Below are 26,154 nucleotides of genomic sequence, written 5' to 3'. Positions count from 1 at the left end.
CTTTTCTGCTTAAAGTGCGTGTTCAAAAAGACCGGTTTTCAGTACCGAGAAGATGGGATGAAGCTAGAAATGGAGTAGCGGAGCGTAGGGAAAACTACGTGAGCAACGGACATTTCGGCTGAATTCCATATTCGATGCTGATGATGCCTCCAGGCATCCTTCGTAATCAAAAGCGGTTTTTTGAACAACCTCTTAAACGTGTTATTTTACTCTTTTACCCATTGAACCGAGGCGCCAAGCGCCTGCAAATGATCGAAATATTGCGGATAAGACTTGGCTACATGGTGTGCATCCCGAATACGAAGCGGTTCTTTGGAACGCAGACCGACAACGGTCAGTGCCATAATTACGCGATGATCGTAGTGAGCGTTAATCTCAACGCCGCCTTCGACGCCTTCCGGACGACCATGTACGATAATCTCGGCCTGACGTTCTTCTACGTTGGCTCCTGCCTTCCGCAGTTCGTTCAAATAATCTGTAATTCGGTCACATTCCTTGTAACGTAAGTTCTCTACATTATAGAACCGTGAGGTGCCTTCCGCAAACACTGCTGCCGCTACCATGGCCAAAACCGCGTCTGTCGCGGCATCTCCATCGAATTCCACAGCTTTCAAAGTACCGTTACCTTTCACGTGAACCACATCGTTCTCATGCGTCAACGGCACTTCCATCATGCGCAGAACGTCAACAATAGCACGCTCACCTTGTTTGCTGTGTTCCATCAATCGCAAAATCTTAACATCTGATTGGGTGACCGCCGCGGCCGCGAGGACAGCTGCTGAACCCGGATAGTCTCCTTGAACCGTATATGTTTGCGGTTTATAGGCTTGGCCGCCAGGTACGCGGAAGGACATGTAATCATCACTCGCATGAATGACGATGCCCGCTTGTTCCAGTACTTCCAGCGTCTGACCAATAACCACTTTGGATTTCAAGTCATTCAATACTTCAATTGTGCTGTCTTCGGCCAGAAGCGGAGTTACAAACAGCAACGCGCTCAAATACTGGGAGCTGACAGAACCGGATACACGGATATGTCCACCCTTGGCCTGACCACCTTTGATCGTGATTGGCAAGCGTCCTTGTTCGTGCTGTACCTCAACACCGAGCTGACCAAGCGCATCGATCAGGTCATCATGTGGGCGTTTGCCCAGAGAATCCGGGTACGTATTTACAAACGTAACATCAGGACAAAGTGCCGTTACCCCCATCAGGAAACGCAGCACTGCACCCGCATTGCCTACATTTAATTCACGCACATCACGTGGATGGCTGCCGAAGCCCTGAATAACGATTTTGCTATCATCTTCTTCGAGCACCGCTCCAAGATCACTAATACATCTGCGCATAGCGTCACTATCTTCACTGTGAGCAGGGTAATGGATCGTACTTGTGCCTTCTGCCAGCGCAGCAGCTAGCAAGTAGCGTGTGGTGTAGTTTTTGGAAGACAAAGCTCCAATTTCCCCGTTCAGGGATGGGGTTGGTTTAACGATAACGTCCATGGATGAAATTCTCCTTCATTGATTATAATGTGCTTCGTTAGATGATCCTGTTTCGTATTTGGTTCAGGGTACATGCGGTGATGCTGTAATGCCAAATTGACATTCCATACATCGCTTGGGTATCATTATAGGCGTTAAGTCCATACAGAAAAGAGGACCTGAATATGACACAAATTGCTGAAATTGAAACTTCTGAGCTACGCCGCCGTTTGCAGGCGGGAGAGAAGCTGCAGATGATAGACGTCCGTGAGGACGATGAAGTCGCACAAGGCATGATTGAAGGAGCGAAACACATCCCGCTTGGACAGATTCCGGACAGACTGTCCGAAATTCAAAAGTCCGGTGAGATTGTTCTGATCTGCCGCAGTGGATACCGTAGTGAGCGTGCCTGTGAGTACTTACAGCAGCTCGGATATGATGGCTGTACCAATATGGTTGGCGGCATGCTGCAATGGCAAGAGGAAGACTAAACAACATCAGGATCGAGGTTAATGGTTAGGATATCTGCAATAAGCAGTTCTCGGTAACCAATGTGCATCCTGATCCTTACAGGAAGTCAAACGGGCCAATCGGCCCGTTTTTCACATCGTTCCACGATCACATGGCTCCATTCACCACTTTAAACCCTTCGGCATATCTTCTTCCACATGCGAAATGTATCCCTCTCTCCATGCATCGACCCTGCACTCATGTGTACAGTCTATCCATACACTCACTGAAGAGAAAACGAAATAATTACAAGCTTAGACGCGGTAATGCGCTAAAATTAAACGAGTCACTTCAGAAGCGGATAACTCGGTCGTATCCACCGTGTAATGCGCAAACCGGTATGCGTCCTTCCGTTCCTGCATAATGGTCTGAATGCGTTCCTCCGCATTGCCTGCCAAGAGCGGACGGTTCTCACAGCCGCTGACACGTTCTACTATCACTGCCGGATCAGCAGTCAGGGCAACCACCCAGCCGTTCTTCGACATAACATCACAGTTGTCCGAACGCAGAACCACACCGCCTCCGGTTGCAATCACCTGCGCCTTTTTCTCTAACACCGAGCACAACATGCGACTCTCGGCGTCGCGGAAATATGTCTCTCCCTTGCCTGTGAACAATTCAGGAATCGTACAGCCTTCCTCTTTCTCCACCGCGGCGTCCACATCAATCAGTCGGTAACCCAGCTCGCGTGCGAGCATGTCAGCAACGGTTGATTTGCCAGTTCCCATCATGCCGATGAGAATAATATTGTTAGACTTGCTCAAGGTGTACACTCCTTTAATTCAAGCAATTCATGAGCACTTTTGTCCTATCATAACACAGCCCTGCGGACGGGGGAAGGCCATAGTGTGGCCCACTTCCCTCCAAGTATCCGCAAGCACTTCCAGATCATATCGAAGCATGTCCATGTACTCCAAACGATTTTAACGAACTCAGATCAGCTTATTTCCGAATTATAAGCGATTTTAGAATTCTAATGAATCTCAGGAAACTCATTTCACAAAAACACCTTCAAAACAGCGCAATTTCGCTCCAAATGTTGTAAGTAGGACCTTCTGAGTTCGTTAGAGAATAGAAAAGGCTCATATCCACGAAATAGAGCATCTCAGGCTCGTAAAATGTAGAAGCATCTTAACATACGGTAAAAAAAAGAGACCTGGAGTTCATCGGTATGAACCGACTCTCCAAGTCCCCTATCTAAGCTTCTGTCCAAGCCCTTCTTCCAGCCAAGGCCCCTGATTCAGGACACTTTAGCCAAATCTCACGGACTTGCGATATATGCTACTATTCCATCCAGTTGTGATGGAAGCTGCCTTCTTTGTCCAGACGTTTGAACGTATGAGCACCGAAGTAGTCACGTTGTGCTTGCAACAGGTTCGCAGGCAAACGCTCTGTACGGTAGCTATCGTAGTAGGACAACGCACTGGAGAACCCAGGAACCGGAACGCCTTGAGTTACCGCAGCAGCTACAACTTCACGCCATGCACCTTGGTAGGATTCTACAATGTTTTGGAAGTATGGATCCAGAAGCAGGTTTTTCAGTGCTGCATCTTTGTCATACGCTTCTTTAATGTTTTGCAGGAACTGCGAACGGATGATGCAACCACCACGGAAGATCATGGCGATGTTGCCGTATTTCAGATCCCAACCGTACTCATCGGAAGCTGCACGCATTTGGGCAAAACCTTGTGCGTAGGATACGATTTTACTTGCAAACAGCGCTTTGCGAACATTCTCGATGAACGCTTTTTTGTCACCGGAGAATGCTTCAACCGCAGGTCCGTTCAGGATTTTGCTCGCTGCCACCCGCTCGTCTTTCATCGCAGACAGGAAGCGGGAGAATACGGATTCTGTAATCATGGACAATGGTACGCCGAGATCCAGCGCGCTTTGGCTCGTCCATTTGCCTGTTCCTTTTTGTCCAGCTGCATCCAGAATGACATCAACCATTGGTTTGCCCGTTTCCGGATCGTATTTGGAGAAGATATCTGCTGTGATTTCGATCAGGTAACTATCCAGCTCTCCCTGATTCCATTCTGTAAAGATGGCGTGAAGCTCCTCAACGGACACATTCAACACGGATTTGAGTAGGTGGTAAGCTTCACCAATCAACTGCATATCTCCGTATTCGATACCGTTATGCACCATTTTCACATAGTGTCCAGCACCATCTGGTCCGATATATGTACAACAAGGATCGTCACCGACTTTGGCCGAAATGGCTGTCAGGATCGGTTCAACCAGCTTGTACGCACTCTCTTGTCCACCTGGCATAATTGCAGGGCCTTTCAACGCGCCTTCTTCCCCACCGGATACACCTGTACCGATGAAGCGAATGCCTTTGTCTTCCAACTCTTTGCTGCGACGTTGGGTGTCAGGGAAGTATGCGTTACCGCCATCAATGATGATGTCGCCCTCATCCAAATGAGGAAGCAGTTGTTCAATGGTAGCGTCGGTTGCATAACCAGCTTGTACCATGATCAGGATTTTGCGCGGGGATTCCAGGGATGCCACAAACTCTTCAATAGAGAATGTGCCTGTCAGGTTTTTACCTTCGGCTTCTTTCAGAAGATCGTTGGTTTTCTCCGGGGAACGGTTAAATACCGATACCGTGAAACCTCTGCTTTCAATGTTAAGGGCCAAATTTTTGCCCATTACTGCAAGTCCAATGACACCGATCTGTTGTTTCGCCATCTGGTCCTCCATCCTTTGCTCCAATTAATTTTATTGAAATGAATTCTCAACAATACCCCCATTTTAACGGTTTTACGCATAGAAGTGAACCCCGGACCATGGTCGCACAGCGAGAAAACACCCCAATTACCTGAGGTGTTCATCGTATTTTCATAAATACAGCTTTATATTTTAGCCTTCCAGCATCAACATGTGCCCTGACAACTGCTTTAAGACTTTACGACAGACATTTGCTTTTTCGATATTATCCATCTGAATGGCGGCATACAGACGCTCCAATTCATCATCCACTTCCATACGCAGCAGCATGAGACGCTCCTCGCCTTCGCGCGAGAGGAACATTTCTTCCATCTCTTCCGCCGTCGGCGCAGGTTCCTTTTGAAAAATAACACGCTGTTTGAATCCGGATACTTCAACGAGACGAATGACTTCACCAAACAAAATATTCTCCACGGTCATCTGCTGATCCTTAAACCGTTTCACAACGGCATGCCCGCGTGTATCCCCAATCAGCTTCTCCAACCATTCCGCAAGCTTTGCGTCCTTGATAATATAATCTCCGGTCATCTTGTAATTCCCACTGCGCGTCTGTTGAAAACGGAGCTTTACCAGCTTGCGTCCGGTGCGGACTGACAGAATAAAAAAGGATTCGTCCTCGCTCCAATATAGTGAATACCCCTCACGAATAAGGTCTTTGATCAAATTTTGGATATGCCGACGGTTGAACCGCAGCTCCAGATTGCAATATTCAACTTCATAACTCTTATTCACGGCACTCCCTCCATCTGTACCGGAGATGCTCCGGCCATCTTCTTCAATCGCTTCTACTCAATCGGCTTACCCTATTTTATACTTCATTTTATGTAAGGGTACTTGGTTATTTGACTATTTTTCACCGATTGATCCGAAGGATCGCAGCTTTCCGCAGATGCACAGGGGCAAGCCCCCGTTTTTCATGATATAATGGACGCGAAATAAAGGTATGCAGAGGTTATGTGCGGACTGCGAATTGATGGGATGATGCCCTTGCTGCGGATGGGGAAAAGTTCCTGCAGATGGGTCAAGTTCTTGGAAACGGTTCGTTCAACGTTCAAAAAGCTGCTGCCGCTCTACAAGATGTCTTTGTCTTAAGTAGGCATGGAGTACGTTGAACGATTAGTTCCCAGAGTTGATCACTCCGGCGGGAAGAATAATCTTCCCGTCGTTAGCTGAATGGTTGCACCATGCTACATAAAAAGGGAGTTCCACAACCTGTATGGTTGTTGGAACTCCCTTTTCTTATTGGATCCACCTTATCAGACTTCAATCGCATCATTTGGCAGGAGCTGTACGATACGGTTTACGGGATAACACATAGTGCACAACGGCAAGTCCAGCCATAACGACAGCACTTCCGATAAATGGAGCTGGATGACTAATGTGATCCCACAGCAGTCCGGATACAATCGGCCCTACGACCATGCCTGATCCCTGAAGGGTCAGGAAGAAACCCCAGATCGCTCCGCGTTCTCCTTTGGGAATCAATGTGGCTACAAACGCATTCCAAGCCGGGAGAATCATCGCATAGCTGACGCCAACCAACATGACGATACCGAACACAACTGGAATAGACGTAATAGAAGAAAAAGCAAACAGACTCACTGCTGCCATTAAAAAACCGATGTTCAGGAACGGTGCCGTTCCAAACCGGTCTACCATTTTCCCTACAGGCAGCAATGCAATGACCGTAATGCCTCCACCCGCTATCAGCAACAAGCTGTATAGGTTGGGCGAGATGTGCAGGTCTGTGCGAGTGTATAGCGTAATCACGGGACTGAGCAGACCAATAACAAAAGACTGCATGAATAGTGCAGGATATACGAGCGGATTAACATTAAGGGTGCTGCGTACCCGTTGCAATGTACCCTGGACACTGTTTTTGAGTCGGATGAACGGCGTGAAAATATTCGGTTTAGCCGGATATTTCATATCTGACCGCTTCGTCTCACTTTCCGCATGCTCTCCCTCAACAATGACACGTCCGGGTAAAATCAAAGCGACCAGAATGACCAGAATTGCAACACCCATCAACACCAAGAAAATGGTGCGATAATCGTGATGCGTCCGCTCCAATAGCCAGTTCATTCCGATCGGCCCTAGACCAGTCCCCCCAAGTGCCGCCATCTCCAGCGCACCCATGGCTGTACCGTTCTTGTTCTGTGGCCCCGACATCGCAGTCACGCCTGTCATAGCGCAAGGCCAAAGGGGTGACGTGCCAACTCCAAGAATGAGACAAGCCATGGCAAGGCCAAATGCACTTTTGAAGAATATAATCATGATTACAGCAACTAATGTACAAATTAGCGCCGTCACCATTGTCGCGCGGAACCCGATCCGTTCTGCTGCCCAGCCAGAGGGAGCCCGGAACAGATTATCTCCCAAATATTGAAGGGCAAAGGCCACACCAATCACGCCAGCGGACAAACCCAGAATATTGTCCATATACACGGGCAAAATAGCGACCAGCAGGGCACCTTTAATAATTTCAACTAGAAAAAGCGTTAGCCACATGGCGATAAAGAAAGGTGATCGCAGGATTTTGGCTGGTTTTGTATTGGTTTGCATTCTTTTTCCCCTTTCGATGCTTGCTTGCCCATCTCCTATCCTTACTGTAACCCTCGGGGATGTGTCCAAATCTCAGCAATTCGAAAAATTGTCAAGCAATATTGCTTGCATTCGGTTCTTAATTTGCTATACTCAAATTTGTTTGAGATTACAAAATGATAAGTTATCAGCGAAGCTGAACTAAATCCGTGATCGCAAGAAAACATCCGCTACAAGCGGTCTGTCTTCATAGAATTTACGTCGAAAGACGTTTTTCTTACAAATTATAATTAGGAAAGGTTGTGACAGCACTGATGGATCACCGCCGTACGCCGCTGTTTACCGCTTTAAAAAATCACGCGGCACTCAATCCGGTGCAATTTCATATTCCGGGACATAAAAAAGGATTGGGAACGGATACCGAATTTCGTGAATTTATCGGCGATAATGCCCTCTCCATAGATTTGATTAACATCGCACCGCTAGATGATTTGCATCAGCCAACCGGTGTCATTGAGGAAGCGCAGATTCTGGCAGCCGATGCCTTCGGAGCCGATTATACCTATTTTAGTGTACAAGGCACAAGCAGTGCCATCATGACCATGATTCTGTCGGTATGTGAACCGGGTGACAAGATTATTGTGCCCCGTAATGTGCATAAATCGGTCATGTCTGCCATCATTTTCTCAGGAGCGAAACCCGTATTCGTCTCTCCTGCGCAGGATGCCAATCTAGGGATTGATCACGGTGTCACTACAGGCGCGATCCGACGTGCTCTTGAGCGTCATCCCGATGCCAAGGCTTTGCTCGTCATTAACCCAACGTACTTCGGCGTATGTACCGATCTAAAAGAAATTGTTGAACTGGCGCATAGCTATCAGGTTCCAGTACTTGTGGATGAAGCGCATGGCGTACTCATTCATTTCCATGAAGATCTGCCACTCTCAGCCATGGCCGCCGGGGCTGATATGGCTGCAACGAGTGTACACAAGCTGGGTGGTTCGATGACCCAGAGTTCTGTACTCAATCTGAACACGAAGAATGGATATGTGAATCCGCAACGTGTACAAACCATTCTGAGTATGTTGACTTCAACGTCGACTTCTTACATCCTGCTGGCTTCGCTCGACACGTCGAGACGTAATCTGGCTCTGAATGGCCATCAGATGGCACAGAAAGCCATTGATTTGGCTGAGTTTGCAAGACGCTCCATTAATGATATGGACGGACTATATTGCTTCGGCAGAGAGCTGCTGGGCACAGAGGCTACCTTTAATTACGACCCAACCAAAGTAACCATTCATGTTCGCCACCTTGGAATTACAGGCTACGAAACAGAGAACTGGCTACGTGAGCATTACAAAATCGAGGTGGAGCTCAGTGATATGTATAATATTCTGTGCCTCATCACGCCGGGAGATACGGATGACTCCGTAGAAATCTTGCTGAACGCCCTGCAGGATCTATCCCGTACGTATTATCAAGTGAATCCAGCCCATGAGCTGGTGGTCAAGGTTCCAGATGTACCACAGCTGATGCTGACTCCACGTGATGCGTTCTATGGTGATACCGAAGTCATTCCTTTCAAGGAATCCGCAGGTCGGATTATTTCGGAATTCATCTACGTATATCCACCAGGAATCCCGATTCTGCTGCCAGGTGAGGTTATCACTCAGGAAAACATCGACTACATCATTGATCATGTTGAAGTTGGACTGCCTGTAAAAGGACCTGAAGATCGTAGCGTAACCAACGTGAAAGTCATCGTGGAAGCAGATGCAATATTCTAGAACAGCCACCTCTGCATGAGGTTGATCGATCTCTAAGGACCAAGCGGGATGCTTGGTCTTTTTTATTTTTTCTCCACACAGACTTGTCCTGCCTTGGGCTTATGATCGCTGTATCGTTTGCATTTTTCCACCTATTCCACTGTCCTTATCGCAAGAAAAAACAGCATATACACCTAATAAAAAGCAAACAAAAGGCCCCCTATAATTAAGGAGCCTTCTTGCTTTATTCCAAAAGGATGACTATTCTTGGCTTGCAACGAGTTCGTTGTACGCCGCTTCAACACGGGTCCACTCTTCTTCGTCTTCAATATTGTAGAGCACCATTTCCTCGTCTTCTTCTTCCATACGCAGAATGATGCCGTCAGCTTCAGGATTGTTACGTTCCAGCAGGAGCGCATAAACATGCTTCTCCACGTCAAACGTCTCCACCAAAACCATCTCCACGTCATTTCCGTTCTCGTCTGTCAGTGTCAGAAGAACTTCTTCATGCTCGTGGTCGTGGTCGTGGTCTTGACCGCATCCGCAGGCATCGCCGTGTTCATGTGTGTGATCGCTCATTGATATACCTCGCTTTATAAATAGAAATTGTGTAACCTTGCATATCGTAACATGTTCAATGGTCCAGGTCAATTTAACCGACAAGGTTATTTTTGCTTCAATCGTTCAGCGCGGTAATGATTTTCTCGGCTGCCAGCACATAATTACTGTTTGCATTTTCTTTAATATAAAAACCGACTTGATACTTGCCAGCCCGGCTGAAATCATACGTAAAATCGTACGTTCGGAACCAGAAGTTATCCTTCTGTGTCTTAAGCTCCTGAGACTGAATATCCTTAACCTCACCACTTGGATTGGTAATCGTCACCTTCACGGCAGCTATATCTGTTGTCAAACTGTCGACTTGTGAGAACACATTAAATTTCAACTTACCCACGTTCACGTTGCCAAACACGGTATCTCCCTTGAAGAGAAAAATATGTACATTCGGTTTGATAACCGTTACTCTCTTGTTTGTGGTATCCCATCTGGCGATTCCGCCCGCTTCCCTTACAGGTACATAGGTCGTTCCGTCAATCAGATAACCACCGTCAGCTGCTTCCTTGCCGTTAATGAGAACCCGAATCTTCTCGTTCACTGAATCTGCAAACAATAAAGACCCGCCGAGCAAGGAGAATACCGTGACACACAGCAAAATTCTTTTCCATTTCATTCCGTCAATATTCCCTCCCCTGCTGCTAGCTGTTGTACATTTATACTGCAGGTTCATCCACAAAGTTGCGCTGTTTTTCATCATTTTTCATTTTTTATCCAGAATATTTTCCACCCCTTGGAACGATCAAAAAGAGGCGTTCCCTGTTAAAGGACGCCCCTATAGTATAGTTGTTGGCAATACGTAATTATACGAACTTCTTGTAGGTCAAACTTATTATGAAGCGGACTACGAAGTATGACGAGTCAATATACAAGGTACGCCCTTGCCTACAGCTCCATCGGTTCGCATCCGTGCTGCATAATCCATTCCTCGTGTACAGGGGGTCTTGCAACGCTCACATACATCCGAAGTAACCAATTTCATGGATACACGAAGTTTGTCACTCTTTAACGCGGGAGCCTTTTTTCCCTTTGCCTTTGCCATCCCGGATTCCCCATTTCCCCAATTGCTTGCTGATGTAATGCATCATATGGGGATTCGCCCGGTTGTGTGTCAAAAGCAATAAACTTCGTGCATGATATCGTTTAAATGAAACCGCCGTTTGCACGCAGCGTCTGTCCTGTAACCCATTGCGACTCTTCACTGACAAGGAAAGAGATTACATTTGCAATGTCCTCCGGTTCACCTAGACGACCAAATGCATTCATTTTACGTAGCCCTTCGAGCTGTTGCTCCGTCTTCCCTACAGAAAACAACTCGGTATTCACCGGGCCTGGTGCAACAGCATTAATAGTGATTTGTCTGGAGCCAAATTCTTTTGCAAGCTGACGAGTAATCTGTTCAACTGCTCCTTTGGTACCTGCGTACACGCTGTATCCCGGAAACATCTGTCCGGTTACAGAAGTGGAGAAGTTAACAATTCGGCCCTGCTCCTCCATGTGTTTCAATGCTTGCTGACAAGCAAAAAATGTACCTTTCACATTGATGGCAAACTGCTGATCGAATTCTTCCTCCGTCACATCTGCCAAAGGCGTTGTCTTCATGATGCCTGCATTGTTGATCAGAATATCGACTTTTCCAAGCTGGCTAATCGTTTCGGAAAATAAACGCTCCACATCTTCCTTTCGGGCAAGGTCAGCCTGAACGGTAATGGCACGGACTCCTTTTTGGCGAGCAATATCTGCCACCTGCTCTGCTTTGTCTGGGCTGCTCGCGTAGTTAATGACGACATCCGCGCCCAATTCAGCGAGTTGCTCTGCTATAGCACGTCCGATCCCCCGGGATGAGCCAGTTACAATGGCTACTTTACCTGCTAGCTTTTTCATTTACGATTACTCCCTCTCTTGTTCAAAATGTAATAATCCCTTTTCGATCAACAACCACACCTGTGCAAATTCCGCATCAATTGTAGGGCTCTGCCATTCATAGGCGTGTGCCGGATGATGAAAACGGGCTGTAGCTTGAAGGATCGCCGTTGCAACCACGTCTGGGTTGTTAAATTGGAAATGGTTCTCCTGCTGGATAATCTCACTCAAATGACGTACAAGATGTTGCACATGTTTATTGATAATATCTGCGGATTCCTGAGTTACCCGTGCGTACATCTCAAACAACTCTGCATCGGATTCGGCATAATGACGTTTAAGAGCGATTAATGCTTCTATATATACTTTCAGATGACGTGTTCCCTCTCCGTTATAACTCTGATCCTTAGCTATTGCCGTCAAAGGCGCAATAATCTCATCTTCGAGCCATTGTGCGGTCACGCCTTCAAGTAATTCTTTCTTGCTTTTATAGTGCCTGTAAATCGTACCGTGACTAACACCAAGCAATTTAGCGACATCCGTAACTGATGTTTTGGCAACACCGAAGCGCCGAAGAGTTTCCTGCGTTGCTCCAATAATTTGTTCCTTGGTTAAAAATTCAGAAGTTTTGTCCTTTTCCATAATGATTAAGATGGTTACACCATCCTCAAGTCACCTCCGTTGAAATTAGATTAACACAGCGAATAACAAATGACAAATATTTATTTTTGTCATTTGTTATTCGCTTGATGATTTATATGTAAGAGCGTAAAGAAAAAAAGAGCCCATTTAATATGGCCCTTATCCAAAGTTTTAATGTTTCTCTTTTTCTAGAAAACGAACTTAAACAATACGAAGATTACCGCAAGAATCCCAGCGAGAATTAGCCAGTTGCTAATTTCCCACCAAATGCTTTTCCCTCCGGCTAAAAGCTGTTGTTCATTTTCTTCATGGCGCTGTTTGTGTGTATGTGATTCTGAGGCATGGGGCGGCTTGCTAAAGTCCATCATATACATTCCCCTTTCCAGCAGCTTTAATCTTATGGTTCCATTATAACCCATAAATGAGCAGAAATTTATTAATTCTCAAAAAAGATGCTATTTCCATACAACAGTAGAGGAAGCGTGTCATTAATCCATTGTTCCATAGGCACGTTCCGACCCTGCAGGTTCCATTGATAAGCCGTGCCATACATCCCCCAGCTTAACAGAACTGCTGCTGTCTCTTTACGAGAGTTCTGCCCCGGTGTGGAGGTTTTCTGACGATTCAACAGTTGCAAAATAATAATCTGGATTTTTTCTCTAATTTGAAGTTCCAGTACGGTTCCCAGTGACCTGTAACTTCGTTCGCAGCGAGTACTGACTTCAGCATGAAATTCACACAGGGCTGTTAATATTTTTCTCAAAACTTCTTCATTAAATGTATCACCCTGATCCATTCGATCATTCAATTTCTCCATGAATGAATACGTAACGGTCGAATCCAGAATGGCAAATTTATCGGTGAAGTGTGCATAAAATGTGGCTCGATTCACCGTAGCTTTTTCGGTAATATCCCCCACGGTCAGAGAATCAAAGTCCTGATGCTGCAGTAGGGATAGGAACGCATCCTGCAGGAGCTGACGTGTCCGTATGACACGAGGATCCTGGTTATTTTTGATCGTCATTCGAATGTCTCCTCGCCTTTTGCATAATGTTCGCAACAAAAATATAGGAACTGTTGTCTACGCAACGATTCTGCATTTTTGCTGATTGTAAGCCTGATTGGATTAGTATAGCATGCTTAACAACAAGCGTTGTTTACATTACTTTAGTTGTCTAGTCTACTATTTACAATATAAGAATGAAAAGGAGAAACATGATATGAAAACCATCGTCATTGTTGGCGCAGGCCTCGGACTCGGGATGGCTATAGGACAGAAATTTGGACAAAAAGGATTTCAGGTCGCTTTGGTATCACGAAACCAAGACAAACTCGATAACCTGGCAGCCCAGTTAAAATCAGAAGGTATTGAAGCATCCGGCTTCGCAGCCGATCTATATAACCCGGAACAATTGACACAAGCTTTTGACCAAATCAAAGAGAAGTACGGTTTTATTGATGTGCTCGAATTCAGTCCAACCGTTGGACAGTTCCCTCCGACACCTGCCATGAATGTTACTGCGGATAATGCATTGGATCAGTTCCAGGGTCTGGTACTTGGTGCAATTCATAGTGTGCAACAGGTATTACCAGCTATGCTGGAACGTCAGACTGGAGCGATTCTGTTCACCACTGGGCTTTCCGCTATATATCCAATTCCGATGATGGGTAACGTGGGGATTGCTTTGGGCGGATTACGAAACTATGCCAACAATCTGCATACGGACCTCGCTCCGAAAGGCATTTATGTGGGTCACCTCTCCTTGGGTGTATTCATCAAGCCGGATACACCAACAGACCCTAAATACATTGCTGACGCTTGGTATGATATGTATGTGGAGAAAGATAAAGCTGAAGAAACATTCCCGGTTGGTGTTACTCCAGAAACGATTGTCTGGTAACTGGAGATTTTCAAAAGATAGTTTTGCGTTGTTATATATAAAACCACCCTTTTCACTTAAAAAGTGAGGAGGGTGGTTTTGGTAATCACATAATGACTAACACAAGTTATACGCATGGATGTGAGGCTTAACAACTATTACTTCAGGCACTTACTTCAAGCTCTCTCATTTAGCAGACAATTCTTCTTCCGTGACCCATTTATGATTCTTCACCGGATCTCCGCCTGTGGTCGGGGTATAATCAACCATATATACCGTCGTTTGCTCAGCGGAGTCAATCGTTGCCTTAGCACCTTTCATTCCTGGCATGTGGTCAGCGTTCAGCACAACCTCTGCTCCTGCTGCATACGGTTGATCCGTATGGTCCTGAATTTCCTCTTGAATGACCCATTTATGATTTTTCACAGTGTCTCCCCCTGTAGTTGGTGTATACGAGACTGTATACGCTGTTGTCTCATAGGCTCCCACAATTGTTGCTACTGCACCCTTCATTCCGGCCATATGGTCCGTACTCAACACGACATGGCTGCCCACTGGATATGTAGGATTTTTCTTTTCCTGAAGTCCTTCCGGTAATTCTCCCGAATCCGAGTGGTGCATCTCTCCTGTGCTCGCTGCATGACTGTCACTACTGCTATTATCCTGCTCAGCATTCTTGCCACATCCACTTAACATCAGACTGCCCGTGATCACCGTAGTCAGCAATATCATTGCATACTTTTTCATGAGTTGCACTCCTTTGAACTTTCGATTTCTACTCTCATAATATACCCCATATGGGTATATTTCAATCGTAATTGATTTCTTTATCTATTATTGGTTATCGCTGCAGAATTAAAGAGCATATCAAAAAAACCTCCGATTTCTCGGAGGCCTTCAGTTTTTAGAAATTATTTTAGATACATGCTTCAGACTTCAACATGAAGTCTGAAACGAAACCGTTCGATCGACTCAGCTCAATAATTAGGCTAGTCCCACGGTAACATTGACGTTCCCTTTGATTCCTTTGGAATATGGGCAGTAGTCATGCGCAAGTTTTACAAATTTCTGTGCTGTCTCCTCATCCAAACCCTCAATTTTAACTTCAAGTTCCACTTCCAGTTTCACACCATTATCCGTAGGGTCCGTCACAAGCATAACCGTAGCCGATACTGTGCTTCTCTCAATTTCGACTTTGTGTTTCTTTAATTGAAATTCCAGCGCTGAATTAAAGCAAGCACTGTAGCCTGCTGCAAACAATTGCTCTGGATTCGTAGCTGTCGTCACTTTACCTCCCAGTTCAGGTGGGGCAGCGACATCAAGCATAAATACGTTATCTGGCGATTGCACAATCCCTTGACGTCCACCTGTATTGATAACTGTAGTTTCATATAATGTTTTCATGAGTATTGGCTCCTCTGTAATTTAGATTTTATTTTGTAAAGATGATGTCTCTTTTGTTTTGCTAACAATTAGATTGTACACAATTTAATTGTGTTTGTAAATCATTATTATAAAATTAAAAACAACCATTCCCTCTTGTAATAGCAGGAAATGGTTGCTCCGTAATTGATAAATATCTATCACTGATCCAAAAGTTGAATCTACCTAATATAGTTTAGCTTTTACATTTTCTTCTCAAAGCCCTCCATCGGTGCAAGTGAATTCTGGTAGTCAGTCCCTTCCTGACTGTCGGTAGTAAAGTGCATGACCTCCCGAAACGAACCTTCCAGATAAGTCTGCATCGCCAATGGAATGCGCAACTCATCCATATCCGACGGGGATATTTGGTAACGAATGCTGCCAAGGTCACCTGCTTTCACCTTCTGTACCCATTTTGGCTCACGAATCAATTCCCGTCCGAGTGCAGCCAAAGTTGCCCCGGCGTTGATGACCTCTTCCGCGTCTTCCGGCCGCTCAATCGATCCGATGCCAATCAGAGGTTTTTTGTGATCCAAAACCCGGACGAATTTAGTTAAGATTGGCTCTTTGTCATCGGGGTGGTTTAAAGATGTTCGTTTGTAACTTCCCATCGACAGATGAATGTAATCAACCCGAGTGTCTGTCAGCGCCTGGGCAAAAGCCAAGGAGTCTTCGAGCTGGATGCCCGGCATATGAATTTCTTCCGGTGAAATCCGGTAACCGAGGATAAAGGGTTTATCCGCATGGGCATCAATAACTGATGCAACCTCCTGAATGACTGCCAGCGGAAATCGCATACGATTTTCAAAACTGCCACCCCACTGATCGGACCGTTGATTGGAATTGACGGAGAAAAATTGCTGCAATAGATATGTGTTGGCCCCGTGAAGCTCTACCCCGTCAAAACCAGCTTGAATGGCTCGTAAGGTTGCACTGCCGAAGTCCTTAATAATGTTTTCGATTTCCTCAGGAGTCAATTCACGCGGCTTCTCCGAGCCGATTGGATGAGCGGCAGCGATTGCACTCGCACTGGTGGGTTGTACACCTCTTAGCGTTTTGGAGTTCGTTTTGCGCCCTGCATGAAAGATTTGCACAATGGCTTTCGTTCCGTCTTTCTGAATGGCTCTTGCAATTTTGGACAGTCCTTTGATTGTAGAATCACTTGCGATGGAGAGCTCACCTTCGAAGCCTTTTCCCCCATCGGTTACGTACGCAACACCTGTAATGATCATTCCAGGGCCTCCAGCCCGTTCGGCATAATAATCGACTTCATCATTGGTGATGGAACCATCGAAGAAACTGGACATTGTTGTCATTGGCGCCATGACCACTCTATTTTTCAACGTAAAACCATTCGCAAATGTATAAGGCTGCAAGAAATTACGATTACTATTTTCCATATATATTCTCTCCTTTTATTAGGCGTGTCCACCCTTGTCTCTGTTTCATGAGTTATTGTATAGTAGGGTGAAAAAAGAGTATAGTATGCACTTAAAAGGTAGATACTAACTAAAAGGAGAGTGGAATATGGAAATTGCTGAGGAAGTAAACGTTAAACCATTTTCACATGCCATGTCGTTGATCGGTGGAAAATGGAAAATGCATATCTTATTTTGGTTATGGAAAAAAGAAACATTGCGATATGGAGAACTGAAAAGAGCTTTGGATGGAATTACGCATAAAATGCTAAGCTCTCAACTGAAGGAACTAGAAGCCGACCAATTAATTATCCGTACAGAGTACCCACAATTACCGCCAAAAGTAGAATACTCTTTGTCTCGTGAAGGATTAACGCTGATGCCTGTGCTGGAAATTCTCTGCGATTGGGGTAGACAGAATCTTGCTGATTTGCAGAAGAATTAGTCAAACTGCTGCAAGCTTTATGTATATTCTCAGTAGAATACTACAAGTGGAGCAGTACGTGAACTGAATTTACTTGTTGGAATTTTAAAGTGCTCGCAATCATTATGGAGAGCATCTTTTGGGGGAGTAGTGTAGTTTAGTTTTAATCTTCTGAACTCTCAAGTGAAAATTTTCCGATAATATTCTCTTTGCTATCGTACAAGTTTATATACTTATCGACTTTTAGTTCATTCATACTCTGAATTGCTTCTTCGGGAGTTTGTGGCAAATCTTGATTCATATCTGAAGTCTTGATGTAACCTTCCGTTCCGTTTACACCTATAGCCTTAACTAAATCTATTTCTTTTCCATCATGATAAACAAATGAACCATATGTTTCACCTTTATCATTGATTTTTACTTCCATTTAATCTTCAGAGGGACTAGTATTAGCAGATGCAGCTCCCCATCCATAGACACCTATTCCAATCCCTAAAGCAAAAATCACACCAACTGTAATAAATTTTAGTGATTTTGTTCTCATAAGAATATCCTCCTATAGTTGAATGATTAGTGTTGTTTTATTCAAGTTATTTTTGGTCTGCTTGAAAATGCACCCTGATCTTTACTTGTGAAAGTACTCAAAACTTTGTTTGTAATTTTAATTTCCCTATATATAAATGAACACTTACAATCAGGGAATGTTACACAGTGAGAAAACTTTTTATATATAATCAGAACGCCGGTAGTTCTGCAATTGTTCATTTTAATTCTGCCGGTGCTGGATCGCTGCATCATAAGCAGTTATTTTCTCATTATGGAGGCTTTTGACGGCAAATAGTCGATTTATAATTATTTCTGCCAAGTGATTAAATACTTTTGGCTGCTGTTGGAACATTCCAATAATTAAATTTCACGGAATCCGACATACGCATGCAAAAGAAACAGCTGAAAAGTTAAACACTGTTCTTTTCGGTTAACGTAAAAAATACCAACTCACAGTTAATGTGACGTTGGCATTTTTTTAACGATAATCAATAACAGAACTTGTAGAAAGCAATTTAATTAACGAGATACTTAGCAAAATAACATGATCTTGACCAAAAATTAACCATTTCTCTTTAATGAACACAAAATTATAGTGTAGTTTCTTCTATAAGGAAAAGAAGCCTTGCTCTGCAAGGCTTCTCGCGTATGATCTGTAGTGGGCTCGAACCACTGACCCCTACCCTGTCAAAGTCGGTTTAGCCACTATCTAATGCTATCTAATGTTACACAAACCATTGATACATAAGGGCTTTTCTAATTCACTTTAATCTAGTTTTATCTGTATTTATCTGGTTCTCCCCCAATTCCTCCCCCATTTCTCCCCCAACTCACCTATTTGATTTTCATCTTATATTTTTTCCTATTTCTATTCCATCAACAAGCGTTTTATAGAAAATTGCAGCGACGTCTTCTCTCGTCTTTTTTATGAACAAGTTTTCAATTTTATCAGTAACTAAAATTAACTCAGGGTGACTCCGCTTTATTTCCTCTAAATTTTTTATCAATTCTTTATAGGTTGTATCAGTTGCTTCTTCACAGATATCCACCATTTCTTCTTGCTTAATATCAGCAGCAATTTTAATCCACTCTTCTATCATGCGACCCTCTCCCTTGATGTAAAATTTCTTCCCCGGTCTTTGTTTTCTCATCTAAACTTAACGTGATATAATTGTCTCGAAAAGTAACAAGTTACAAGGAGTTGTCTAAGTGGAAATCTCCCGAGGGAGATGTAGGCTTCTTGAACTCATAACCGCTAGGGGTTGGACCCAGACTGAATATGCTAATCGGTCTGGTCGATCCCAGCGAATGATTTCCCATTATTGTAATGACACCCGTGTGATGCTGCCTGAAGATATGTACACTGCCGTGATGATATTAGGGTGTAAATGGGAAGATTTATATGAGTTTGATGTGAAGCTTACATGAGGCGGTATTACCGCACTCCCCCGGATTATTTAGAACATTTTGTTCTAAACTATAAGAAAATAATACCTTTTTCCTATGACATGTTGTGTCGCAATGTGTCGAACGTCCCGAAGGTAAAACTTTACATCTTAATACTTCACAAAACCGCGAATTGACTTTGTGTCAAAGATATACCTAACATTATACACGGAACGTACGTTCCTGTTAATAGATATTATATTGTCGAATATAAACTTCATATTATCGCTTATTTGTTTAAATGAAGTAGTTTTTTCGTTTGTTTTTGGTATGATTTATGGAAACATCTCAACGAGAGGGTATACATAATGAATCTATACAGAATGGAAGTTATGGCAAACGGCTTTTCGCTTCACGTTTTCTATAGTGAAACTGAGGAAAGAGGACTTAGACAATGTAAGGAATACGCTTCTGAATTTCAGCGGAAGGTTAACAATATGGAACTTAAGGTTGTTATTGAGAAGAGGGAAAAACAAGAAAATAGGTGGTACTACAAAGGCGTGCCTTTTGAGTATTATAAGACTCTTACAAAGAAACCATTGAAGCCAAAAGAGAAAAACCCACCGGAATAAGCTGGTGGGCTCAAATATTCATTCATATGGTCTATACTTCTCACGCAACTGTTCCGCCTCTCGCTTACGGTCCTCAACATCCGATTTGAGAAAGAGACGAACTGACCCGGACTCTTTTATTGGAAGCAGCTTCTTACGCTTCACCAATGAAGAAAGGTTCTGCTTAGATCCACCAAGTATCTCCACCGCTTCTGTTGCTGTTATTACATTCTCTTGTATGATGCGGATCAGATCGTCCCGTTCCATCAAATCACCTCGTAATCAATATTACCATTGTAGCGACACTTAGACCCAACGAAAGCAAGCTAATGATCAAAGTCACTTTAGTTATTTTTGACATACTCATGATTATACATGCTCCCTTCTTGTCATGCTATACTAAGGGAAGAGAAGGATTAAGGAACTCACACGGTCGGCCTTTGGGATTAACCGACCGTGCTACCCTCAAGTCCCGCCTAACGGCGAAGGACTATGATGAGGTTGACTACTGCGGTAAGCAAGCTGACAATGGCCGTGAGAAGCGTAACCAGCTTGTCCACCGGGAGTTCCTTTTTCTTTCTCCTTTTTTTCTTCATCCTTGTTCTCACCTCCCATAAATAATATACCATATCTGTTTACTCTGGTCAATAGGTTATTCTACATGTCTATGCTTTATTGAACGCAAAAAAGGCCCCGCCAGATTAACTGGTAGGGCCTTTGATATTTCCAAGCGATTGGGATTTACGGTTGCAAAATTCTCGATATTTTAGTGAGACAGTTGCGGAGAAGACTTGTCAATTCCAATGTAAATTATTCCGTTAAATATTCCTGAAATTATTCCTGACTTGCTTCAATCTTCTTCAATCTCAGGTCCATGGCTTTGACATCCCCATTGGTTCCTGCAATCAAGGCAAGGAAATTTTTCCTGAGCCGATTAATGACTACCGCCGATTCCTCGCGTGTGATCTGCGCCCCCGGACGTGTCCCGTCAAAATACCCGTTGGCTGTCACCTCTGCCCACGCTGCCTCAGCCCACTTGCTGGGCACATTAATATCCCTTGTTGTCACTGGTTGTGTCACTGGCTTGTCCTCCTTAATAGGTGAGTACTTTGCTCTCATCTCCGCAATCGTGCCGTCAAATTCGTTTAAATCTACGGCTCCACTGATCCCGTCCACCTTCCGGTTCCCCCGTGGCAAATATCCCCCTGCTGATCCGTCTGAGTATTGCCAGAAGTCCCAACGTGTCCAGCCGGAAACATCAGCAGGCGTTTGTGTGCTGTACCTGGCAATCCACAACGGATATGAAGATAAGCCCGTAAAATTGCCAATGAACGCTGGGTATGTATACACCAGCGGTTTAACTCTGGTCAGCTTGTGGATCTCCGCAAGGAAAGTCGTGGCTACGGCTGTAATCGTTGCTTTGCTATAGCTGTTTTTATTTGACTCATAGTCCATTACAGGTGGTAAATCAAATGTGCCAATCCCGCCAGCATCCTGGATAGCTTTATAGAAGTTGGCTGCCTCAGCCTTGGCCGTTTCCACGCTCCCAGCAGAGTCATCCACGTAATGATATGCACCGATCAGCAGGCCAGCCGCTTTGGCATCCTTAACGGACTGTAGAAACTTGGGTGACCGGAAGGACTTTCCTTGTGTCGCCTTGATAAACACAAAGGAAATCCCGTCAGCAGCTACCTTTTTGAAATCGATATTACCGTTGTGATGGGATACATCAATCCCCTGAGCATTACCTGTTTTACGCGCTTGCATCTGTATCAACACCCTTCTTGGTTTGCTTCACCAGTTGGTTACCATAGACCGCCACAGCGCCCACTAGAACGCCTTGTACCACGCTCTCCACGCTCAGGCCAAGCATCAGGACAGAAAATACAATAGCTACACCGGAAACGATATAAATGATAGTCCAATCCTGCACCTTCGGCGTCTTCTTCAATACATTTCCGATCACCCAACAAGCTGCCAGAACAATCAGCAGCCTGCCATCAATCAACCCTTGAATAATGTCCCATTCCACATTACATACCTCCCAACTTAATTCCGGCCCATACAGCCGCTACAATCAGTCCTGTTATGCCAGTTAATGCTGCGCCGTACACCGTACGTTTCAGCCATATTTGATCCGCGTCATGCTTATCTAATCGTGACAATGCATCCGCTGCATTGCGCTTGGCGTCATGAGCAACATCCGCGACCTTCTTCAACTCCGCTTCGACCTCAACAATACGAATGGCCATCTGCTGTGCCGTCTGTAATGCTTCTTTGGAAATTTCTCTGACTTCTGCCAATCCTGGAGCCAAAGCAGCCAAAGGTTTCAATGCTTCCTCAATCCGGGCCAGTTGGACCTTCAAATCCACAATCGTATTAACATCCTGCACCTGCATGTCATTCACACCTCCTGGTATGGCTTCCATACGCCAATCCCCCGTCTCTATCTGAATATAGAAAAGCCCCCTGACCACTCCAGAGGGCATAAAAATAGCGCACCACTTGGGTACGCTGGTTAAGCTGCTGTTCCGTTAACGACTTCTGTCACAACAGTTTTCAGATTAAACAAGACTGGTACTTCCTTAAGCTCGTAAGATCCAGTCATCACAAGACTGACCCACACTTTTACCAGACCGCTGTCCTTCGTAAATGTCATCGTTACTCACCTCCTCCCATGACGGCTGCCAGAACCAAACTCAGCTCAGATACTGCTTGTCTTAGTTCAGCGTTCTCCTGAGCAAGTTGAGTTTGGGCTGCCGTAAGCCGTTGATCCAGCTCAACGTAATCGGCCGGACGACTGGCATTATCTGCTTCATCCTTGAGGGCCTGATCCAATACCGGCACACCATCCTGTAAACGGTAATAGCCTGCATTGATGCCAGCAGGCAAGTGCATTGTGCCTAATTCAACTTCTGTGTATCCATCGTATGGATATGTGATCACATCACGAATGATATCGCCGTCTAATTGAAAATAGAATTTCATCCTTGTTACCTCCATATCGTCATAATCTCCTTTGATTCTCCTCGGTTCCCGCTTTCCAGCGCATATCCTATGCCAGTCATATAGTTCGCCAAGCCAGCAACTGAATTTGTGCTTTTCCTGACGTAGTCGTAGTTACCGCTATACACGGTCAGGTACGGCACTCCCGGGTGCCCTACAGCTAATAACTCTCCGTTACGAGTAGCAGACAAGCCGTTGCCAGACCCAGGCAAGCCAATAATATCAGATTGTTTTACGAGTTCCTTGTTTACAAGTCGATACAGCATAACGTAAGGAGCAATAGCAATTCCCGCAGCCAAATAAACGGTGTCATCGATGTATATAAACTCTACACAATAAACTGTTGTACTCGGTAATGTGTAGGTCAAGTCAGCTTTAGTGAATACATCACCATTTCGACTATATAAAATCAAATTATTCGGAGCGGTACTACTGCTTCCTAAAGCTAAAGTATTTCCATCTTTAGTAAATTTCGCTGAATTACCTATGCTGTTTGGCAAAGTGGTGGGATTAGCTAATTTAGTTAAGGTATCGCCTGTTCGCTTATAAATAGATAAGTAAGGTGATGAGAAATGAGTAACTGCCAAGTATGTTCCATCTGGGCTGAAATCTACTGACCGACCTGACGACGTCGCTAATGACGTAGGATTGGCTAATTTCGTAAAGAGGTCACCCGATCTCTTGTACACAGTAACGTAGGGTGATTCGTTATGGGCAACCGCCATATATATTCCGTCTAGGCTGAAATCTGCTGCTTGAGATTGCCCGGTAGGTAATATCGCAGGATTAGCTAATTTGGTAAAAACGTCACCCGATCTCTTATATATAGTAATGAACGGCGACGCAGTATGAGCAACCACCAGATAATTTCCGTCTGGACTGAAACTTGCGCTATTTGCACTCCCGTTTGGCATAACATCTGGATCGGACAACTTGATTAAGGACTTACCTACACGTTTGTATATATATAGATAGGGAGCTGTTTGGAAAGGACAAGCAAGATATTGACCATCATGACTCCAAGACAGTTTATATACAGCATTCACAGGTCGCTCCGATATAGTTACATCTGGCTCAAACGTTGTCGACACATACACCGGATCATTAGCCACTATCGTCTCGGCAAAAGTCCGGGTAATCTTTTGCTGTCCGTTAATCACCGTTGACGTTTCAATGGATTCGATATGTTGGACAAAAGTGTCCTTGCTGTCTGATGCAGATGTTGGAACACCTTTGGCAGTGATCGCATCTGCAATATCACCCTTAAACTCACTGCCAGATTGAAAAACCTCGTTGAGCGCATCAACCAGGTTGTCCTTGTCCGTTGTCTGTAGTTCGGATAGATTACCAATCTTCGTGTCGGCCTGCTTTCGGACAGTGTTCACGGCTTTAGGTGTAGCCGCTTCGCCTTCCTCATCGGATTCGGTTGCGCTGGAGAGCTGCGTAATCCCTTTCTGGGTCAAGGATGCATCATCAATAACGATTTCCCCAACCTTCTGATCCGTGTACTCGTTGGCTGCCTGTTTGGCTGCGTCTGCCTTGGCCTGCGCTCCCGTCTTGCTCTCTCCATCCTGCCGGACAAACTTGGCATCGGCTCCACTCATCAGGCCACTGGAGCCACCAACCACAGCGTCAGGAATTACGTCCGTGCCGCCAGTGATATGGGATGATGCATGAGCGCCTGGCGTTGCTTCCCCTGTTGCCGTCAGGACAATCCGCTTGCCCTCGGGATCGGTTGTGACTGTAATCCCTGTACCACCAACGAAAACAACTGTATCAGACTTGCTGGAAGCTTCCACATCATTCACCTTGGCAAAAGCATTTTGGTTAACCTCAGCTCCTGCAGCAATCCCGTTCAGTTTGGTATGGTCTGCTGCGGTAACGTGTACATTTGCATTGCCTGCATGGTTGTCCAGGTTGGCTTGTATGGCGTCAGTCTCCGCTTTCCGGGCAATGTCATTCGCTGCGGCTGGAGCGGCTACCTTGGCCCGTCCCTCTGCGTCACGTTGCATGAGCGTGTCAGGTGTTGCGGCGCTGGTGCGAGCATCAACTAAGAGCTTGTCAGCAGCAGACATAAAACCAGCCGCATTGCCTTTGGCTGCCGGATGCTCATCGGCTCCCCGCGCCTTATGGGCTGCCAGGGCTTCCGCTGCTGTAGCAATAGCTGCCGCCTTGGCTGCATCGGCTTTAGCCTGGGCATCTGCTGGTGTACCTTTGGTATCTATTTCAGCCTGTACACGGTCAAAGCCGATGTTAATATTTTGAAAATCCTCATTTATCTTTTTGCTGCCCTCCAGATTCGCGAACCGGTTCGCCATTCGAAACAACTCCCTTCAATAAAGTTTCAACGTCTTGGTGAATAACCCGAAGGAACGCAACTTGAGAATCCAACGTGGGCAATGTATCCACCATGGCGCGGATCACCAATGGACACTCACGGAAAATGTCGCTCACATCCACGGACAGTTCAAGCACTTTCTTAATTCTCACCTGGTGCACCCCACTTCATATTCTTGATGACCTCAAGCATAGTTGCTTTCATCTGATCATTGACGCGGATCGTGATGACCTCAGCTTTGGTCCGTTCGTCATGGGCAATCAATTCCTCACGGATAATCTCGCGTAAACGCTGTTCCTCCATGCTGTTCACACCTTTCTGGGCAACAAAAAAAGAGCCCATGAAATGGACTCTCTGTAATGTTGATATTATTTAATTGCTGCGAGCGCTTCGTTGACCATTTTCAGGTCTGCTTCATATTTGGAAATTTCCGCATCATATTCAGCGAGTTTATTTTCCGCTAATTTAATAATTGCAGCGTCCCCAGTCTTTTTAGCTTCTTCAAGCCCTTGCAGCGCTTGTTCTCTTCCCGCTCTAGTTGGTGTCAAAATTCTATCTTCAATAACTTTTTTCTGTTCTTCTAGACTTGATTTAGATTGACCAATATATTTATTTGTCTCGGTAGATGGCGTAGAAGGTGTACTATCTACGATCGTGTTTTCATCCGATGTTGATGTAATACTAATTGTTTTCCCGCTCACAGATACATCAGCTCCTAACGCTTCTGACAAGGCACGGGCAGGGACGTTTGCCCGCGAATCAATTACCGCCCCTTTGTCAGACAACTTCTTTCCATCTACAACAATTGTGTATTCACCAGTAACCTTTTTGCCAACCATGCTTTTAACGGTATCAGCAAAAGCCCCTGCTGATGTCGAAAAAACTACACCGATAATGATACCTCCAGCAATATATGCAACTTTGTGTGCAAACTTCTTCATACTATACCTCCGTATTGGTGCTATT

General features: G+C 45.0%; 32 protein-coding genes. 5 read left to right on the top strand and 27 right to left on the bottom strand.

Going from position 1 to position 26,154, the window contains the following annotated elements:
• Positions 1 to 206: 206 nt before the first annotated feature.
• Entirely contained in the window at positions 207 to 1,502 is a 1,296-nt protein-coding gene (aroA, locus tag CRO25_RS00560) for a 3-phosphoshikimate 1-carboxyvinyltransferase (RefSeq protein WP_079694173.1), read from the bottom strand.
• Positions 1,503 to 1,666: 164 nt separating this feature from the next.
• Between aroA and CRO25_RS00555 the strand changes: the two genes are divergently transcribed.
• Positions 1,667 to 1,972, top strand: coding sequence for a rhodanese-like domain-containing protein (locus tag CRO25_RS00555; RefSeq protein ID WP_063565569.1), 306 nt, complete (start codon positions 1,667 to 1,669; stop codon positions 1,970 to 1,972).
• A 273-nt stretch (positions 1,973 to 2,245) separates the two neighbouring features.
• Here the strand turns inward: CRO25_RS00555 and CRO25_RS00550 are convergent, their stop codons facing one another.
• The 4 genes from CRO25_RS00550 to CRO25_RS00535 all read right to left on the bottom strand — a co-directional run bounded on the left by CRO25_RS00550 (position 2,246) and on the right by CRO25_RS00535 (position 7,289).
• Positions 2,246 to 2,755, bottom strand: coding sequence for a shikimate kinase (locus tag CRO25_RS00550; RefSeq protein ID WP_231952443.1), 510 nt, complete (start codon positions 2,753 to 2,755; stop codon positions 2,246 to 2,248).
• 520 nt (positions 2,756 to 3,275) lie between these two features.
• On the bottom strand, positions 3,276 to 4,685 hold the full coding sequence (gndA, locus tag CRO25_RS00545) for an NADP-dependent phosphogluconate dehydrogenase (RefSeq protein WP_064636561.1): 1,410 nt from the start codon (positions 4,683 to 4,685) through the stop codon (positions 3,276 to 3,278).
• A 171-nt stretch (positions 4,686 to 4,856) separates the two neighbouring features.
• A complete protein-coding gene (locus CRO25_RS00540) occupies positions 4,857 to 5,456 on the bottom strand; it encodes a hypothetical protein (protein ID WP_063565568.1) in 600 nt (199 codons plus the stop codon).
• Positions 5,457 to 5,996: 540 nt separating this feature from the next.
• Positions 5,997 to 7,289, bottom strand: a complete 1,293-nt coding sequence (locus tag CRO25_RS00535; protein WP_079694174.1) for an MFS transporter — start codon at positions 7,287 to 7,289, stop codon at positions 5,997 to 5,999.
• 293 nt (positions 7,290 to 7,582) lie between these two features.
• On the opposite strand from CRO25_RS00535, the gene CRO25_RS00530 reads away from it, so the two are divergent.
• Positions 7,583 to 9,058 carry an aminotransferase class I/II-fold pyridoxal phosphate-dependent enzyme gene (locus tag CRO25_RS00530; protein ID WP_063565751.1) on the top strand — a complete coding sequence of 492 codons (1,476 nt, stop codon included), beginning with the start codon at positions 7,583 to 7,585 and terminating at the stop codon, positions 9,056 to 9,058.
• A gap of 240 nt (positions 9,059 to 9,298) precedes the next feature.
• On the opposite strand, the gene CRO25_RS00525 is transcribed toward CRO25_RS00530, so the two are convergent.
• The 7 genes from CRO25_RS00525 to CRO25_RS00495 form a co-directional block, all read right to left on the bottom strand.
• On the bottom strand, positions 9,299 to 9,616 hold the full coding sequence (locus CRO25_RS00525; protein WP_063565566.1) for a DUF1292 domain-containing protein: 318 nt from the start codon (positions 9,614 to 9,616) through the stop codon (positions 9,299 to 9,301).
• Positions 9,617 to 9,713: 97 nt separating this feature from the next.
• Entirely contained in the window at positions 9,714 to 10,268 is a 555-nt protein-coding gene (locus CRO25_RS00520) for a hypothetical protein (RefSeq protein ID WP_063565565.1), read from the bottom strand.
• Between the two features lie 228 nt (positions 10,269 to 10,496).
• Positions 10,497 to 10,694 (bottom strand): hypothetical protein, encoded by a 198-nt coding sequence (locus CRO25_RS00515; RefSeq protein WP_072735367.1) that lies wholly within the window; start codon positions 10,692 to 10,694, stop codon positions 10,497 to 10,499.
• Between the two features lie 101 nt (positions 10,695 to 10,795).
• A complete protein-coding gene (locus tag CRO25_RS00510; protein ID WP_063565564.1) occupies positions 10,796 to 11,536 on the bottom strand; it encodes an SDR family oxidoreductase in 741 nt (246 codons plus the stop codon).
• Positions 11,537 to 11,542: 6 nt separating this feature from the next.
• Positions 11,543 to 12,157: a TetR/AcrR family transcriptional regulator gene (locus tag CRO25_RS00505; protein ID WP_079694175.1), complete on the bottom strand. Its 615-nt coding sequence runs from the start codon at positions 12,155 to 12,157 to the stop codon at positions 11,543 to 11,545.
• Positions 12,158 to 12,345: 188 nt separating this feature from the next.
• Entirely contained in the window at positions 12,346 to 12,522 is a 177-nt protein-coding gene (locus tag CRO25_RS33155) for a hypothetical protein (protein ID WP_170867937.1), read from the bottom strand.
• Positions 12,523 to 12,593: 71 nt separating this feature from the next.
• Positions 12,594 to 13,181, bottom strand: a complete 588-nt coding sequence (locus tag CRO25_RS00495) for a TetR/AcrR family transcriptional regulator (RefSeq protein ID WP_063565561.1) — start codon at positions 13,179 to 13,181, stop codon at positions 12,594 to 12,596.
• 196 nt (positions 13,182 to 13,377) lie between these two features.
• Here CRO25_RS00495 and CRO25_RS00490 point away from each other — a divergent pair, with 196 nt between their 5' ends.
• The gene (locus CRO25_RS00490; protein ID WP_079694176.1) at positions 13,378 to 14,058 is read left to right on the top strand and encodes an SDR family oxidoreductase; all 681 of its coding nucleotides are present in this window, start codon (positions 13,378 to 13,380) and stop codon (positions 14,056 to 14,058) included.
• Positions 14,059 to 14,223: 165 nt separating this feature from the next.
• Here the strand turns inward: CRO25_RS00490 and CRO25_RS00485 are convergent, their stop codons facing one another.
• From CRO25_RS00485 to CRO25_RS00475, 3 genes are all read right to left on the bottom strand, one after another.
• Positions 14,224 to 14,784, bottom strand: coding sequence for a YdhK family protein (locus CRO25_RS00485; RefSeq protein WP_079694177.1), 561 nt, complete (start codon positions 14,782 to 14,784; stop codon positions 14,224 to 14,226).
• A gap of 237 nt (positions 14,785 to 15,021) precedes the next feature.
• Positions 15,022 to 15,441 carry an organic hydroperoxide resistance protein gene (locus CRO25_RS00480; RefSeq protein WP_064636540.1) on the bottom strand — a complete coding sequence of 140 codons (420 nt, stop codon included), beginning with the start codon at positions 15,439 to 15,441 and terminating at the stop codon, positions 15,022 to 15,024.
• Positions 15,442 to 15,662: 221 nt separating this feature from the next.
• Positions 15,663 to 16,859: an NADH-dependent flavin oxidoreductase gene (locus tag CRO25_RS00475; protein ID WP_079694178.1), complete on the bottom strand. Its 1,197-nt coding sequence runs from the start codon at positions 16,857 to 16,859 to the stop codon at positions 15,663 to 15,665.
• A 127-nt stretch (positions 16,860 to 16,986) separates the two neighbouring features.
• On the opposite strand from CRO25_RS00475, the gene CRO25_RS00470 reads away from it, so the two are divergent.
• Positions 16,987 to 17,322 (top strand): helix-turn-helix domain-containing protein, encoded by a 336-nt coding sequence (locus tag CRO25_RS00470; protein WP_063565556.1) that lies wholly within the window; start codon positions 16,987 to 16,989, stop codon positions 17,320 to 17,322.
• A 142-nt stretch (positions 17,323 to 17,464) separates the two neighbouring features.
• Here the strand turns inward: CRO25_RS00470 and CRO25_RS00465 are convergent, their stop codons facing one another.
• Complete coding sequence (locus CRO25_RS00465; protein ID WP_079694179.1) at positions 17,465 to 17,728, bottom strand: hypothetical protein; 264 nt, start codon at positions 17,726 to 17,728, stop codon at positions 17,465 to 17,467.
• Positions 17,729 to 18,692: 964 nt separating this feature from the next.
• Positions 18,693 to 18,947, bottom strand: coding sequence for a hypothetical protein (locus CRO25_RS00460; protein ID WP_079694180.1), 255 nt, complete (start codon positions 18,945 to 18,947; stop codon positions 18,693 to 18,695).
• Between the two features lie 654 nt (positions 18,948 to 19,601).
• Here CRO25_RS00460 and CRO25_RS00450 point away from each other — a divergent pair.
• On the top strand, positions 19,602 to 19,865 hold the full coding sequence (locus CRO25_RS00450; RefSeq protein WP_079694182.1) for a hypothetical protein: 264 nt from the start codon (positions 19,602 to 19,604) through the stop codon (positions 19,863 to 19,865).
• An 18-nt stretch (positions 19,866 to 19,883) separates the two neighbouring features.
• Here CRO25_RS00450 and CRO25_RS00445 read toward each other — a convergent pair whose 3' ends face one another.
• From CRO25_RS00445 to CRO25_RS00410, 10 genes are all read right to left on the bottom strand, one after another.
• Positions 19,884 to 20,111 (bottom strand): helix-turn-helix domain-containing protein, encoded by a 228-nt coding sequence (locus CRO25_RS00445; RefSeq protein ID WP_079694183.1) that lies wholly within the window; start codon positions 20,109 to 20,111, stop codon positions 19,884 to 19,886.
• A 567-nt stretch (positions 20,112 to 20,678) separates the two neighbouring features.
• On the bottom strand, positions 20,679 to 21,611 hold the full coding sequence (locus tag CRO25_RS00440; protein ID WP_079694184.1) for a glycoside hydrolase family 25 protein: 933 nt from the start codon (positions 21,609 to 21,611) through the stop codon (positions 20,679 to 20,681).
• Entirely contained in the window at positions 21,598 to 21,876 is a 279-nt protein-coding gene (locus CRO25_RS00435) for a phage holin family protein (protein WP_079694185.1), read from the bottom strand. Before CRO25_RS00435 ends, CRO25_RS00440 begins: the two co-directional genes overlap by 14 nt.
• 1 nt (position 21,877) lies before the next feature.
• Positions 21,878 to 22,273, bottom strand: coding sequence for a hypothetical protein (locus CRO25_RS00430; RefSeq protein WP_079694186.1), 396 nt, complete (start codon positions 22,271 to 22,273; stop codon positions 21,878 to 21,880).
• An 89-nt stretch (positions 22,274 to 22,362) separates the two neighbouring features.
• Complete coding sequence (locus tag CRO25_RS33150; protein ID WP_179132089.1) at positions 22,363 to 22,503, bottom strand: hypothetical protein; 141 nt, start codon at positions 22,501 to 22,503, stop codon at positions 22,363 to 22,365.
• Positions 22,504 to 22,505: 2 nt separating this feature from the next.
• Positions 22,506 to 22,832 carry a hypothetical protein gene (locus tag CRO25_RS00425; RefSeq protein WP_143806508.1) on the bottom strand — a complete coding sequence of 109 codons (327 nt, stop codon included), beginning with the start codon at positions 22,830 to 22,832 and terminating at the stop codon, positions 22,506 to 22,508.
• A 5-nt stretch (positions 22,833 to 22,837) separates the two neighbouring features.
• Positions 22,838 to 25,168: a tail fiber protein gene (locus CRO25_RS00420; protein WP_079694188.1), complete on the bottom strand. Its 2,331-nt coding sequence runs from the start codon at positions 25,166 to 25,168 to the stop codon at positions 22,838 to 22,840.
• Positions 25,122 to 25,340, bottom strand: coding sequence for a hypothetical protein (locus CRO25_RS32970; RefSeq protein WP_143813173.1), 219 nt, complete (start codon positions 25,338 to 25,340; stop codon positions 25,122 to 25,124). The genes CRO25_RS00420 and CRO25_RS32970 overlap by 47 nt, the downstream gene beginning before the upstream one ends.
• Positions 25,330 to 25,530 (bottom strand): hypothetical protein, encoded by a 201-nt coding sequence (locus CRO25_RS00415; protein ID WP_079694189.1) that lies wholly within the window; start codon positions 25,528 to 25,530, stop codon positions 25,330 to 25,332. Before CRO25_RS00415 ends, CRO25_RS32970 begins: the two co-directional genes overlap by 11 nt.
• Before the next feature lie 26 nt (positions 25,531 to 25,556).
• Complete coding sequence (locus CRO25_RS00410) at positions 25,557 to 26,129, bottom strand: stalk domain-containing protein (protein WP_179132090.1); 573 nt, start codon at positions 26,127 to 26,129, stop codon at positions 25,557 to 25,559.
• Between the last annotated feature and the right edge of the window lie 25 nt (positions 26,130 to 26,154).

It is taken from the genome of Paenibacillus sp. RU5M (assembly GCF_900221055.1).
Classification (GTDB): domain Bacteria; phylum Bacillota; class Bacilli; order Paenibacillales; family Paenibacillaceae; genus Paenibacillus; species Paenibacillus marchantiae.
This window is presented reverse-complemented; position numbering and strand designations above follow the sequence as displayed.

Excerpts from the sequence above, each read along its gene's own strand:
- CRO25_RS00515 (WP_072735367.1), bottom strand. The coding sequence starts at position 10,694 with ATGGCAAAGGCAAAGGGAAAAAAGGCTCCCGCGTTAAAGAGTGACAAA.
- CRO25_RS00490 (WP_079694176.1), top strand. The coding sequence starts at position 13,378 with ATGAAAACCATCGTCATTGTTGGCGCAGGCCTCGGACTCGGGATGGCT.
- CRO25_RS00430 (WP_079694186.1), bottom strand. The coding sequence starts at position 22,273 with ATGGAAGCCATACCAGGAGGTGTGAATGACATGCAGGTGCAGGATGTT.
- CRO25_RS00445 (WP_079694183.1), bottom strand. The coding sequence starts at position 20,111 with ATGGAACGGGACGATCTGATCCGCATCATACAAGAGAATGTAATAACA.
- CRO25_RS00495 (WP_063565561.1), bottom strand. The coding sequence starts at position 13,181 with ATGACGATCAAAAATAACCAGGATCCTCGTGTCATACGGACACGTCAG.
- CRO25_RS00420 (WP_079694188.1), bottom strand. The coding sequence starts at position 25,168 with ATGGCGAACCGGTTCGCGAATCTGGAGGGCAGCAAAAAGATAAATGAG.
- CRO25_RS33150 (WP_179132089.1), bottom strand. The coding sequence starts at position 22,503 with ATGACATTTACGAAGGACAGCGGTCTGGTAAAAGTGTGGGTCAGTCTT.
- CRO25_RS00460 (WP_079694180.1), bottom strand. The coding sequence starts at position 18,947 with ATGATAGAAGAGTGGATTAAAATTGCTGCTGATATTAAGCAAGAAGAA.
- gndA (WP_064636561.1), bottom strand. The coding sequence starts at position 4,685 with ATGGCGAAACAACAGATCGGTGTCATTGGACTTGCAGTAATGGGCAAA.
- CRO25_RS00505 (WP_079694175.1), bottom strand. The coding sequence starts at position 12,157 with ATGGAAAAGGACAAAACTTCTGAATTTTTAACCAAGGAACAAATTATT.
- CRO25_RS00485 (WP_079694177.1), bottom strand. The coding sequence starts at position 14,784 with ATGAAAAAGTATGCAATGATATTGCTGACTACGGTGATCACGGGCAGT.
- CRO25_RS00470 (WP_063565556.1), top strand. The coding sequence starts at position 16,987 with ATGGAAATTGCTGAGGAAGTAAACGTTAAACCATTTTCACATGCCATG.
- CRO25_RS00525 (WP_063565566.1), bottom strand. The coding sequence starts at position 9,616 with ATGAGCGATCACACACATGAACACGGCGATGCCTGCGGATGCGGTCAA.
- CRO25_RS00520 (WP_063565565.1), bottom strand. The coding sequence starts at position 10,268 with ATGAAATGGAAAAGAATTTTGCTGTGTGTCACGGTATTCTCCTTGCTC.
- CRO25_RS33155 (WP_170867937.1), bottom strand. The coding sequence starts at position 12,522 with ATGGACTTTAGCAAGCCGCCCCATGCCTCAGAATCACATACACACAAA.
- CRO25_RS00555 (WP_063565569.1), top strand. The coding sequence starts at position 1,667 with ATGACACAAATTGCTGAAATTGAAACTTCTGAGCTACGCCGCCGTTTG.
- CRO25_RS00465 (WP_079694179.1), bottom strand. The coding sequence starts at position 17,728 with ATGGAAGTAAAAATCAATGATAAAGGTGAAACATATGGTTCATTTGTT.
- CRO25_RS00535 (WP_079694174.1), bottom strand. The coding sequence starts at position 7,289 with ATGCAAACCAATACAAAACCAGCCAAAATCCTGCGATCACCTTTCTTT.
- CRO25_RS00410 (WP_179132090.1), bottom strand. The coding sequence starts at position 26,129 with ATGAAGAAGTTTGCACACAAAGTTGCATATATTGCTGGAGGTATCATT.
- CRO25_RS00475 (WP_079694178.1), bottom strand. The coding sequence starts at position 16,859 with ATGGAAAATAGTAATCGTAATTTCTTGCAGCCTTATACATTTGCGAAT.
- CRO25_RS00480 (WP_064636540.1), bottom strand. The coding sequence starts at position 15,441 with ATGAAAACATTATATGAAACTACAGTTATCAATACAGGTGGACGTCAA.
- CRO25_RS00440 (WP_079694184.1), bottom strand. The coding sequence starts at position 21,611 with ATGCAAGCGCGTAAAACAGGTAATGCTCAGGGGATTGATGTATCCCAT.
- CRO25_RS00530 (WP_063565751.1), top strand. The coding sequence starts at position 7,583 with ATGGATCACCGCCGTACGCCGCTGTTTACCGCTTTAAAAAATCACGCG.
- CRO25_RS00450 (WP_079694182.1), top strand. The coding sequence starts at position 19,602 with ATGAATCTATACAGAATGGAAGTTATGGCAAACGGCTTTTCGCTTCAC.
- CRO25_RS00510 (WP_063565564.1), bottom strand. The coding sequence starts at position 11,536 with ATGAAAAAGCTAGCAGGTAAAGTAGCCATTGTAACTGGCTCATCCCGG.
- CRO25_RS00425 (WP_143806508.1), bottom strand. The coding sequence starts at position 22,832 with ATGAAATTCTATTTTCAATTAGACGGCGATATCATTCGTGATGTGATC.
- aroA (WP_079694173.1), bottom strand. The coding sequence starts at position 1,502 with ATGGACGTTATCGTTAAACCAACCCCATCCCTGAACGGGGAAATTGGA.
- CRO25_RS00415 (WP_079694189.1), bottom strand. The coding sequence starts at position 25,530 with ATGGGCTCTTTTTTTGTTGCCCAGAAAGGTGTGAACAGCATGGAGGAA.